Below are 12,273 nucleotides of genomic sequence, written 5' to 3'. Positions count from 1 at the left end.
GTTCAACGTCGAAAACGTATCGGTAAAACTTCGCTCGACTCCACCGGACGCCCCCACCTTGTCGCCGGACGACCACGCCACTGTTTCACCGCTTTTGTGGCGGCATTGTCTAGTATTGAATAGCCGCTGGACTGAAGCACTTGCACGTTTGTGACTTTGCCTTCCCTTGAGATCGTCAGTCGTAGCAGGACGACGCCTTCAAGTCCGCCGCGGATTGCTTCGGTAGGATAAGGGGGAGGAGCATTGTCGGACAGGTCAGCTTGCTTGTCCTGCTTTACCCCAACGACTTGGTCAACGATGATCGGCGTTGCCTTCGGTATCGACACCGCCGGCTTTCGTACGGGAGGACGACGTGCAACTTGTCGTGGTTTTGTCATCGGCGGTAGAGGCGGCGATGCGCCTGGAACGACCTTGCGAGAAACGTCCAAAGGCGAAAACTGTTTTTGCGGCGATCGTATCCTGCCATCCGGTCGCTTCGCACGATCATTTCGATCTTGAGGTGCGAATGTAGGCTCGTTCAGTTGGCGTTCGATCGGTTCAGTCGACTCGGTGACTGGAGATGGCGATTCTGTTGGCAAGACTTCAACAGGTACCTCGGTTGACGTTTCTTCCACCGGTTGCGACTGGGACGCTTCGATCGAAATCACTTGCACGCGACCGGACGATGAGAATCGTCGAGTGGCCGAATCGGGAAATGCATACAGAAACGACACGACCAATAGATGGAGCGACAGCGAAATCCCAAGTGATTTTTGCGGCGCGTTCAACAATTGATTCGGCGGGACAAAGAAACGATGAAAGCGGTGTGCCTTGGGGACGATCGGCGTCGTGCGATTCGGCAGGCTCGAAGGAGTGGCGAAAGCACGATGGGCGCGATTACGGAAAGACTACTTCGTCAAATATAGCTTGCCAGAGGCGGTTTTCCGAAGCCGGTACATCAATTGCTGATGGCGAATCCAAACTTCACGTTGCCCCGCAAGAATTGTTTCGGAATCAATCACGCGTGGCGGATCGAAGGGGGGGCGAGAGGTAACCGTTGGCGGCTCAGTAGGTGGATGTTGAGCCGGAGGGAGTGTCGTTGGGTCAGGTTCGTGTTTGTGATCGGTCATTCGGTTCGCCATGTGCACTGATGATCCGCGTCCACCGATGCATGCGGTGTGCCATCGCGAATCGTACGCGTTCCACGTTAAAACGTCATCGGCGAAGAGTTGTAGGTCACAAAAGCGGCGAATTTTCCGCCGTCGACGCCAGTTTTTCTGCCACCTCCCCGTGGGTTTCGTGTTTCTCTTTACTGCGACGGTGGTGACTGCGTTGTAATCACTCACGAACACTTATGTGTTACCGCGTTTGATCCACGGCGGGTGTTGGTTGACGGATTGCGCTAGCCGCTCTGCTATACTTGCCGCGTCGTTGGAATGGCGACTTATGGGTACTCGCACCCTTTCCAATTCCTCAATCATTGCCTTAACCAGAGAACAACATGAAGTACTTTCACGCCCTACTAATTGTTGGCTTGAGTTTCGTTACCGCTCCGATCGGTTCTGCTGCGGAGAAAATGACACTCGATGCTGACGATTCCAAGATCACCTTTGTCGGTTCAAAGCCGGACGGGAAGCACGAAGGTGGATTCAAGAAAGTCAAAGGCGAGGCGACGGCGGATTTTGAAGATCCCAGTGCGAGTAGCCTTGCGATTGAAATTGATGCTCAAAGCTTGTGGTCAGACAACGACAAGCTGACCAACCATCTCAAAAGCCCCGACTTCTTTGACGTCCGCAAGCACTCAACAATTAAATTCGAATCCACCAAGGTTGAAGTGACTCCCGGTGAAAACGTTTCTAAAGCGAAAATTACCGGCAAATGGACGATGCTGGGTAAAACCGTCGAGGTGGAGGTTCCCGCGACGGTCAAGATGACCGAGGCCGGATTGGAGATGACGGCCGATTTTGAGATCGATCGCACAAAGTGGGGCATGACCTATGGCAAAGGCAAGATCGACGACAAGGTCAAAGTGCAAGCCAAGCTTGTTTTAAAGCGTTAGGCGTTTGACACCCATCGATTATGGTGAATCGCATTGACTTTTGATCAAGCCGTATTGATCTGGTGCGTGTGCATCCCCGCGGTAGTCACCGCAGGGATTTTTGTCGCGCTGAGGTGGATCGGTCCGTCGTCATCGCGTTCGGAAGCGAATCGCGTGCAAGTTCTCTTGCTCGCAGTCGGGTGGTGGTTGGCGATCACGGTATCGATTTCCGCACGCAACGCGTGGCAACTTTGGCCATCCGATTATTGGCAACATGCGGTGTGGCCTTTGCTCGGGTGGTGCATCTATGCTGCCGTCTGCTTTGGTGCCGACCGGCGGTCTTTCCGCTGGATATTGGCAGCGATTCTTTCAGCGATCATGGCTTACGTTTGTTTGCCGCGAGGGGAGGCCTGGGAGGACACCTATCGGCTGCATGGACTGATTGGTATTTCGTTGACAACATGTCTGCTGATCAACGTTTGGGCGCTTCATGAGATGGCAATGCGTCGGGCGGAGCGATGGGTGATGCTTGTCGCCCTGGCTTCACTCGGTGGCCCGATCGCTCTTGCGGCGAGCACTTATGCGAGTCTCTCTGAATGGGGAATCGCGATGGCATCGGCGACCGCGGCGATCGCGGTTGTGGGTTTGGCTTCACCAACTGGCTTGGCGGCTGCCGTGACACCACCAGTCCTGGCCGGCGGGACGGCCGTGATTGCGGCTGGCCGATTTCAAACTTACGAAGACCATCCGATTTGGTTGTATGCGACGATGTTGCTGCTACCAACGATCATTTCCGCAGTCGATTCGATCGTAAGCTCGCGTCCGACGTGGCTACGCGTCGGCGTTTCGGCTTTCTTCGCGACGATCGCAATCGCAGTGAGCGTCTGGTTCTTATTGATCCGCGAAACTGAATCATGGTGACCGATCCGCGTCGGAACTGCGTATCAGTGGTTCTGACGCACCTCTTCGCTGTACTTCAGGCAATCTGGCAAGCGGCCATACGGATTCGGGTTGGCGTCGTAGAAATCCGGGAGTGGGGGTAGTTCGACGGTGTCGTCCCCGGCATTTTCCCAGTAGCCGTACTCGTTCAAGCGAATTGATTCGGTGTCATTGAAGAGTTCAATTCGATCAAGGACAAACGAGATGTGGTTCGAAGCCACCGAATTAAGTGCTTCGGTAAACGCTTGCTGTGCCTCTAGAAAGTCACGGGCGACGACATTTCCGACCGAGAGCTGAAGTTGTAATCGTGTGCTGACCACTCGTTCGTAGGCCAACGCAGCACGGGCGACCGAAATCTCGAACTGATTCCGCCGCAATCGTAGCTGGCGAAGGTCTTCGCGAATCTCGAATTTGATACTGTCTTCTCGATCGATCAACTCACGCCGGGAACGGTTGTATTGGATCAGAGCCACACGATAGAAGTTTCGTTCCAGTCGCCGGTTAAGCGGCGTGTCCAGCGAGAAGCTCAAGCTGGTCGTCGATCCGTCGCCGCTGGTTTCGAAGTCATTGAGGATGTTTCGGTCGGTAAATAATCGGTGGCTGGCATTGACATTCAAGATCGACTTCAAGTCGTCGGCGGCCAGTTTGATTTGGCGGCGGGCGTCAGCCAAATCACCACGTTGATTGGCCAAGTCCAGGCGTTGGTAGAGGGCTAGCAACATTGCCTCGTCGGTTTCGATGTCAACCGGATCAAGCCCCGCAACGTCATCTGTTTCAACTTGATCGACCAACGCGATCGACTCTGAAATCGTTGATTCGATCACCGCGTTAAGTTCATCGGGATCACGGGGCAACACCGGGTCGACGAAGCGGGTGATCAACTGTTCGGTCGACTCAAGCAAGCCATTGACCGATAGGACCAGTTCATCGAGGCGATCGAAGTCTTGTGCGGCTTCGGCGTCTTTCCATTGTTGAACTAGATCCTGTAACGATTCCTGATCGCGTGTGATTTGTTCGACTGGCGATCGAACATCGACTTGATGCTCGCTAAGCATTGAATCGTAGTAGATCGCGCGTTTGATCTGATAGAGTTCCGACTCAATCAGGTCAACGGTCCGGAAAAACTCTGTTGCCGCCGGCGGGTCGGTCTTAAGTAGCTGACTACGGTCCTGCTTTAGCGTGTCGGACTGTAGCCTTGCTTCTAGTAACGCAAGTTTTTCAGTTAGCAACGGAGTGAGTTGTTCGGTCGGTGTCGATCCCGCTTCGCCTTCGATCTCACGTCTCGCCTGCATCGCTTCCTCGAGTCGTCGGATCAGCACGATCGCTCCGTTGACGGCTGCGTTGCGATCAGAAATTTGTGCCCCTTCGGCATCAAGGAGTGACAGTTTCTTCCGCATGACGAGCTGCCGGGTGACCGTCAACGCATCGCTGGCGGTCAGCGTTTCGAGTTCCTCTAGGTCAATGTTCAACGCCATTTCCGGTGGCACGCCAACGTCCAACTTCAAGTTGTCGAGTGATGTTTCCAGAGAGTTACAGTCTCGGACGAGAGAGCTGCTACTGCTGAGCGCGTTTTGCTCGAATTGGTCGACTTGGACACGTGGAATACGGCCCGCCTGTAAGAACTCGGCACGTCCTTGTAGAAACGCACGCAAGTTGCTGAAGTAGTCCTGTGAGCTAATCTCGATTTGGCGATAGGTTAATAACAGTCGGTAGTACCGTCCCGCCAGTTCGACAAACAAGGCGCGTTGAAACTGGATGTAGTCGCGGGCGGCATAGATGACGTTACGCTCGGCCGACGTTAGGTTTTCGAAGACGATGTCACGCTGAAAAATGGTCTGCTGAAAGTCAAATAGCAGTTCCGAAGCAATGTTTGCCGAGAACCCTTGTGGGCCATTGAAAGTTAAGACAACGTCATTCGCAAAGCTTGAAAGGAATTGACCGGCGGTCGCGGTAGTTCGAGTGACCGCAACTCCCGACGGAATCGCCATACCGGTGCGGCTGGTGCTGTCCGCACGAATGTAATCAAACGAGGCTCCCGTTCCATTTCCACGGCGCGTCGGTCGCAGCAAGTATTCGTACCGCTGAGCGCTAAGGATCAATGCGGCCCGATAAAGGTTTTCTTTTTGCGTTTGCAGGTCACGGTTGTTGAACGTTGAAAGCTCAGCAATCATTGGCAATGTCAACCGCGGGGCGGTACTGCGAAGCTCAGCGATGCGAGCATCCGTTTCTGATTTAAACGTTCGCCTAAATTCTTGGCGGACGGAATCGAACTCCAGCATTCTCCGCAAACAAGATTCGGGAAGTTGCTCCCAAAACTCTGCAGGGATTGGGACGATACGAAGATCCTCTTCGTCACCTTGAGCGGCCTCGCTTGATCGACGACTTGGATCAGGCGAAGCCGTTTCGCCGTTGTCATCGGTCTGCTTGTTTTGCTGTACGAATTGGTTGAGAAGTTCAGCTAGCTGAACTTCTTGGTTTTGCTCGGTTACTTCCCGAAGTTCGGCAACCTGTTGGTTGAAATCCTCTGCGTGTGGGCGATCCGAATTTAGGTAGTTCGCGAATTCGAGTTCCGGCGAGCCCACGGGGGCAGAAGTGAGCGGGGCGTCAAGGCGAGGTGAGTTGTTGCTAAACGGGGACGGAGCGACTGCTTCGGAACCGCTGGCTTCCGGTCGCTCGGCGGGACGGTTTCGATCCGAATCGGATGGAAGCGGAAGCGATTGGATGTCTTTGCTGGGGACACCCTCGGGCGCGACGATGCTTTCGGCCGCAGACGCGCCATCTGTATTTGGTGCTGATGATTCAGTTTTTGGTGAAGTCTGGCTCAGCGGGGCAGCGAAAGGGTTACCCGTCGCGAGTGACGGAAGTTCGTAGCCATAAAGCTGCGGTTCGGGGAACGGCAGTGCGGGGCAGTCCTCCGGCGAGGGATCAAAGAAACGCGATCGTGGATCAACATCGATCCGTGGAAGCGGTGGTATTGTGTAGGCTTCTTCACATCGTTTTTCGGCGTAAATTGAGTACACATCCTGATCGGCTTGTCGTCGATAGAACGCGCGTGAGCAACCGCTGGCAACCACCACGAGGGCGCACGCCACCGTGAAACAAAAATGAAACCGGCGATGACAATTCGAAAAAGCAGCCACGGATACCACATGTCGATTAAAGAAAAACCAGTCCTGTTGGCATTCATCGACAGCGGGTCATGCGTGATTTGACGAGCGAAAGAATTGTCGCTGTCGTATCGATTGCGTTGACTTTAACGACGTGCGGTGGGCGGCGAGCGACACCACTCATTCAGGGAGTGTCGTCGTCGGATACGACTGAACGGAGTTCTCGGTCAAAGAATATCAGCATCCCCTTGGTCAATTGAGGACTGAAGAACGCCATCATGTGGCCCTTGTTGGGCATGGTCTGCAGAGATGATTTGGCCTTCGCATCGAGCAGAGCTTGGTGAAAGTCGGTTGCGTTGGAGAGTGCGACCAGTACGTCCTTTTCACCGTGGATGATCTTGAAGGTTGGGTCATTTTTCGACGCAAAGCAGATCGGAGAGGCTGCGACGTACGTTTCGGGTTTCTCTTTTCGTGATCCGCCCAGAAAGTACGCAAGCGCGAGGCTTTCCGGGGGCATGTTGCGAAAATCGGTTGGCGGGCCACCCGCACACACCGCTTGGATTGCTGGCAGCTTTTTCCAACGAGGGTCATTTTCCTCCCATCGGGTGCTATGCCGTACCCGTTCCCAGGGTTCATCGCATAGTGTTGCGACGAGGGAAACCAAATGCCCGCCGGCCGAATAGCCGTAAAGGCCAACGCGATTAAGATCGAATCGGTAGCGGTCGGCATGTTCCGACAGCCACACCAACGCGCTTCGGACGTCGTCGACCTGGTCTGGAAATTTCGACGTCGGCGCCAGGCGATAGTTAATCGAGACGGCAGCGATCCCTCGTTTAGCAAGCTCGCTTGCGTGGCGGTGCATCGTCCACTTGTCTCCGGTCATCCAGCCGCCCCCGTGAACGACCAGAACGACGGGGTGACGTTGCGGCGGCTCATTGGCTCGATCGCCCATTTGCGGAAGATAGACGTCGCATAAGCCGGCATGCCCCTGATGGGCGTCTGCGACGTCGTCGTACTTGACGTCGGCGTACTTTGTAATGCCCTCACCTGCGAAGGCAGTGGTTGCCGAAGGAACAAGTGCAACCCAAAGAAACGAAACTGCATGAAGCTTTTTCATGAACCTGGGAATTCGTCGGGGCACGGTTGATGGGAATTTCGATCGGTTAGCTCAAAACAGCACACCGATCCGATGCGGCTAACGCATGGTATTGATGTGAACTTCGGTGTGACCGACTAGCCGACGGGCGCGAGCCTGGTCGTTGCGGAGTATCCGTGGCGAACGCCATTCGGTAATCCTAATTTCGGATGGTGACGAAACACGAGTGCATGGATTCCCGTGAGACCGTCGGGGACGGTCAACCGGCTTGTGAAAAATCAAGGTGGAAACCCTGCACCATTGCTGATCATCAGTCTTCCTGACGCGCTGCCGGCGAGCGTCACTGTAAACGATCGGAGGACGACGGCAGCTGTTTTGTTGAAACCCGAACCTGCACGGGCAAGAGAGCACTAGTAATGAAGGCCCAAGCGTATAATAGTGGTGTGTTCAAATTCGCCCAGTCCCATGATTCATGATGCCTGAAAACGATTCGTTGCCGATTGATGATTCGCTTGCCGACGATAGCGGCGAAGATCTGTGCCTGAACACCATTCCCGAAGCCGTCGAGGCCATTCGCCGCGGCGAGGTCGTCGTCGTTGTCGATGCCGAAGATCGAGAAAACGAAGGCGACTTCGTTTGTGCTGCTGAAAAAGCTACTCCCGAAGTGGTGAATTTCATGCTCAGCGGGCGGGGGCAACTCTGTGTGCCGATCCTTCCCGAAGTCGGCAAAAAACTGGAATTGACCCCGGTCGTTCCCGATAACAATGCGCCGCTTCGCACCGCCTTTGTCACGCCGATCGACATCGCAACGGCACGGACCGGCATCACGGCGGCTGAACGAAGCGAAACGATCCTGCGGATCGCCGATCCCGAGTGCCAGGTAAGCGATTTTGTTCGCCCCGGCCACGTCTATCCCCTGATTGCCAAGAAAGGTGGCGTCCTTCGCCGCGCCGGGCACACCGAAGCGTCCGTGGATTTGGCCCGAATGGCTGGGTTGCAACCGGCCGGTGTCTTGTGCGAAATCTTGAACGAAGAAGGGGATCGAGCCAGTCGCGCGGAACTGATCGAGATTGCCAAAAAGCATTCACTCAAAATCGTCAGCATCGAGCAATTGATTGCCCATCGTCGCGTGAGTGAGAAGCTGGTCAGCCGCGCCGCACAATCGCGTCTGCCGACTAAGTATGGCGAGTTTCAAGTCATCGTCTATTCGGTTGACTTTGAAGCCCAAGAACCGATCGCGCTCACACTCGGAGACTTGACCCACGATGACGAAGGCCAACAGCCGCCGCTGGTCCGAATGCACAGCAGTTGCTTTACCGGTGACTTGATTTCTTCGTTGCGATGTGACTGTGGAGACCAGCTTCACATGGCGCTGGAAATGATCAGGGCCGAAGGGCGCGGTGCGCTCGTTTATTTGCCTCAGGAAGGTCGCGGCATCGGGCTGGCGGAGAAGATCAAAGCGTATGCCCTTCAAGACCAGGGGCTTGATACCGTCGAAGCAAACCATGCACTCGGATTCAAGGCCGACATGCGTGACTACGGCGTCGGCCTACAGATCTTGAAGGACCTCGGGATTAGCGAAGTCCGTTTGCTGACGAACAATCCGAAGAAACGTCAAGCGTTCAACTTGCGCGGCTTCGATTTGAAGTTGGTGGACCAAGTGCCGATCGTTCCGCCGGCCAACGAGCACAACAAGCACTACCTCGAAACCAAGCGTGAGAAGATGGGCCACCAGTTGCCCGAGCTCAGCTAGTCGTTCGGGTCAAAGGCGGACCTCTTTGAAGTCAATGTTTGCCGTCAACACCGATCAGGGTGTCGTTGCCCGCAGTCCGGCATTGGATGTTCCGTTGCGTCAACCTTCGGAGCGGAGTCAACTGTCACGCATGCCGTCATGAAGCAGGAGCGTGACGCTTTAGCGATCGCACCAGCCGGGAGAGATCGTAATCGTGACGGGGTCGATCTTTCAGATAGACGACGAGATTGAATTGCATACTCGTCAAGCCGCTGCTGATTTTTCTTGAAGGCATCTGCTTTCGGTCTGCTTGTTCACGGTGGCGTAAACCATCCACTCTTTTTTCGCTTTGGCATCATCCCCCCCCGGTGGTCGTTTCGTTGAGTTATACTCGTCGAAATTGGACTGGCGTCGCTGCAGTAAAGATTGCTCGCCATCGGCTTGGTTTAGCAGGGCTGCCCGTTTGATCCGCGTCTCAGGATAGATTTGATGATTCGAGTTTGTGTTGTTCTTCTTGTTTGCGTCTGTGCATCAAATTCATTTGGTCAGCGGGTGACGACGCAAGCGGATGACGGAACCGATGGGGTGAACGGAGCAAGCTTGGATCCCGGGCAAGTAGGAACGGATGGTGGAATTGGTGCATCGATCAGCGAAGCGATTGATGCGATCGGCGAACTCTATCGCGGATTGGTAGCTGGTAATGGCGGGCGTGGAGGCGATGGAGGAAACGCGTTATCCGAAACATTCGATGGAGGTTCCGGTGGGCGCGGAGGAAACGGTGGTGATGCGAGTGGCAGCATTCGTTCGGAAGGTACCGGGCGGATCGTAGCTGATTTGCAAATCTCAGCCGGCAACGGTGGCGATGGAGGTATCGGGGGATTCGGCGTTGGAACCGGGGCTGATGGTCTCGCTGGTGACGGAGGCGACGGCGGAATCGCAACCGCACTCGCTGACGGCGCCATCGCAATATCGAGCGATGGTAGGGCGAGAGCGGCACTAACGGTGATCGGCGGTAGCGGCGGTGATGCACTTGCAGGGAATGCAAATGGCGGAAGCGGGCAGGATGCATCGATCATCGGCGTTAAATCTTCGGCCATCGGAATTACTGGAGCAGACTCGCTCGTTGAGGTCCAAGGTGGAAATGGAGGAAACGGGATCGGAACAGGAAACGGGGGTCGGGGAGGAAACGGGACTCTTCAAGACGCGATCAGCGTGAGCGTTCAGGAGTCTGGAGACGTGAATATCACTCAGACTATCTATGCCGGGGCTGGTGGCAATGCGCAAGCAGGGATTGCGGGACTTGGGGGGCAAGCGATCAATGAGTTTTCGAAAAATCTTGATGCTGCCGAAGCGGCCGTTTCACTCTATTCGTTTGCTGGTAGTGGTGGCTCCCGCGACGACAATACCGGAACATCGGGCAACGGAGGTGATGCATCGTCGAAGATAGTCAGCACACAAACTGGAACGCTTTTTACCTACAGCGAAACGCGAGGCGGAGAGTCAGGGGATGGTGTCGGAGGATCTGACGGCGGCCAGGGGGGGGATGCATCGGCGATGACAGACTTGGTAACCACCGACGGGATGATCGATGCTTATGATGTTGCTTGGGGTGGTTCCGGTGGTTGGATTCGGTCTGGGACCGGTACAGGAGGGAAAGGGGGGCAGGCAACAATCGATCTTTCGGCCACAACCTCTGGATCCGACGATGTCACTCTTCAAGGTCATGCGTTTGGTGGTGATGGTGGATTGGCATTCGATGAAGTGGGAGGTACCGGTGGTGCTGGTGCAACTGCCGGAGGAAGTGTTTCGGCAACGACTGTCGAAGGTCTGGCAAATGCTTATGGCTACTTTCAGGGAGGTAGTGGGGGTGATGTTATCGGCGGTAATGGGAATTCCGGCGATGGTGCATCGGTCGAGATCATCAATCAAGTGACGGCACAGTCTCTCAGTTCTACCGGTCAGACATTTGTTGAACAGATCGTTCAAGGTGGTGACTCGGGTGACGTCGGCTACCAAAGCGATTTCGGGACAGGAAACATCGGGGCCGCCGGGGATGCGATGAGCTCGCTGTCGGCAAATAATGACAATTCGGATTCAACGCTTTGGGGTTTTGCGTACGGTGGGCAGGGTGGCGATCGAGTCAACAGCAGTGGCGTTGGCGGTAGCGGTGCGGAAGCATCATCGTCGGTGATACTTCGCAACACCGGGACGGCTTCGACGTATGCGTACGCAGGTGGAGGTTGGGGAGGCGATGGGGTTGCTGGTGCAATTGGCGGTCAGGGAGGTCGCGGAATCGCCGACGCTTCCTCGGTTTCGGAAAACGCCGAAGCGTTCGCCGAATCATTCGCTTATGGCGGCGATGCTGGCTTTGCCATCGACAGCGAAGCTCCTGGTGGCAATGCGTTTGAAGCTTCCGCCCTCTCGAATGCTTCGGCGATGACACTTGGGATTGGCCAATACGCCGAAGCATACTCTGAAGCGATTGGTGGCTTCGGGTTGGGAGAAAACGATCGGTATTTGTCATCGCGTAGTGGTGTGGCAAATTCAGAGGCGACCGCGACGACCAATCAGGGCGAGGCCTACGCATTTAGCAGCGCCGAAGGTCGGCAAGCGATCGCACGGTCAACCGGTGAAGGTGTCTCGGGATTCGTGACGGCGACTGCCGAAACTGTCCGCGGAGCGTTAGGGGACGAAAACGATGACCCAGTTCAAGTTTGGACACAAATCTCGGCCGACGTGAAGGGGATCACCAGTGTTGAGGCGAGCGTTCTTTCCGATGGCACCATCGGTAGTGGTTCGACTGCTGATGCATTTTCGATTGTCGATGTGAGTGCATTCTACCCCGACCAATCCGGGGTGATAGATGAATCCGGGCTGTTGGCATCGTCGGCGCTAGTGGCATCCAGTCAACTCACAACGGAATCGACAGTGAAGGTCGTTCGAGGGCTGATCGGAGGTGAGTATGGATCAGTAGCGCTGGGAGTCATAGATACTTCAATTGAAACAACTTTGCAGTTCAACGATTCACAAGAATCATCAAATGTTCTGATTGCGTGGGAGAGTTTTGAAGCGACCGGCAATGGGTTTGACTCCATGATGGTTACCATCGGTAGCTCAATGGGCGATCAGGAATGGAGCTTTTCAAACTTGGCCGAGGCTCAGTTGTTTTTCTCGCAAGCCATCGAATTCAGTGAAATTACCGAAGTCAATCCGACGCTGACGATGCAGCTCAGTTGGTCGAGCAGTGGCGTTGGGGATGGGTTTAGTCTTGGCTACGCGGCGACCGTTAGTGCGATTCCGGAACCGTCCACAACGTGGGGCCTGTACCTCTCGTCGTTGGTCTTGATAACACGACGGAAACGGCGTTGAAAAATCAACGTAG

The 12,273-nt window shown here is 55.1% G+C and carries 8 protein-coding genes; 4 read left to right on the top strand and 4 right to left on the bottom strand.

Features of this window, described 5'->3' with window-relative positions; all coding sequences use genetic code 11:
- Nucleotides 1-2: 2 nt before the first annotated feature.
- Nucleotides 3-767: an energy transducer TonB gene (locus FYC48_RS15415; RefSeq protein ID WP_149497606.1), complete on the bottom strand. Its 765-nt coding sequence runs from the start codon at nucleotides 765-767 to the stop codon at nucleotides 3-5.
- Between the two features lie 120 nt (nucleotides 768-887).
- Entirely contained in the window at nucleotides 888-1,109 is a 222-nt protein-coding gene (locus FYC48_RS15410) for a hemin uptake protein HemP (protein ID WP_149497605.1), read from the bottom strand.
- A gap of 371 nt (nucleotides 1,110-1,480) precedes the next feature.
- Here FYC48_RS15410 and FYC48_RS15405 point away from each other — a divergent pair, with 371 nt between their 5' ends.
- Entirely contained in the window at nucleotides 1,481-2,038 is a 558-nt protein-coding gene (locus FYC48_RS15405) for a YceI family protein (RefSeq protein ID WP_149497604.1), read from the top strand.
- A 33-nt stretch (nucleotides 2,039-2,071) separates the two neighbouring features.
- Nucleotides 2,072-2,938, top strand: coding sequence for a hypothetical protein (locus FYC48_RS15400; protein WP_160149550.1), 867 nt, complete (start codon nucleotides 2,072-2,074; stop codon nucleotides 2,936-2,938).
- 23 nt (nucleotides 2,939-2,961) lie between these two features.
- Here FYC48_RS15400 and FYC48_RS15395 read toward each other — a convergent pair whose 3' ends face one another.
- Nucleotides 2,962-6,048 carry a TolC family protein gene (locus FYC48_RS15395; RefSeq protein WP_149497602.1) on the bottom strand — a complete coding sequence of 1,029 codons (3,087 nt, stop codon included), beginning with the start codon at nucleotides 6,046-6,048 and terminating at the stop codon, nucleotides 2,962-2,964.
- A 199-nt stretch (nucleotides 6,049-6,247) separates the two neighbouring features.
- Nucleotides 6,248-7,180 carry an alpha/beta hydrolase gene (locus tag FYC48_RS15390; protein WP_149497601.1) on the bottom strand — a complete coding sequence of 311 codons (933 nt, stop codon included), beginning with the start codon at nucleotides 7,178-7,180 and terminating at the stop codon, nucleotides 6,248-6,250.
- A gap of 451 nt (nucleotides 7,181-7,631) precedes the next feature.
- On the opposite strand from FYC48_RS15390, the gene ribA reads away from it, so the two are divergent.
- The gene (gene ribA / locus FYC48_RS15385) at nucleotides 7,632-8,912 is read left to right on the top strand and encodes a GTP cyclohydrolase II (protein WP_235034267.1); all 1,281 of its coding nucleotides are present in this window, start codon (nucleotides 7,632-7,634) and stop codon (nucleotides 8,910-8,912) included.
- A 468-nt stretch (nucleotides 8,913-9,380) separates the two neighbouring features.
- Nucleotides 9,381-12,260, top strand: a complete 2,880-nt coding sequence (locus FYC48_RS15380; protein WP_149497600.1) for a PEP-CTERM sorting domain-containing protein — start codon at nucleotides 9,381-9,383, stop codon at nucleotides 12,258-12,260.
- Nucleotides 12,261-12,273: the final 13 nt, after the last annotated feature.

This window comes from Roseiconus lacunae, assembly GCF_008312935.1.
Lineage (GTDB): Bacteria > Planctomycetota > Planctomycetia > Pirellulales > Pirellulaceae > Stieleria > Stieleria lacunae.
The sequence above is the reverse complement of the archived record's forward strand: the minus strand, read 5'-3'. Positions and strand labels throughout refer to the sequence as shown.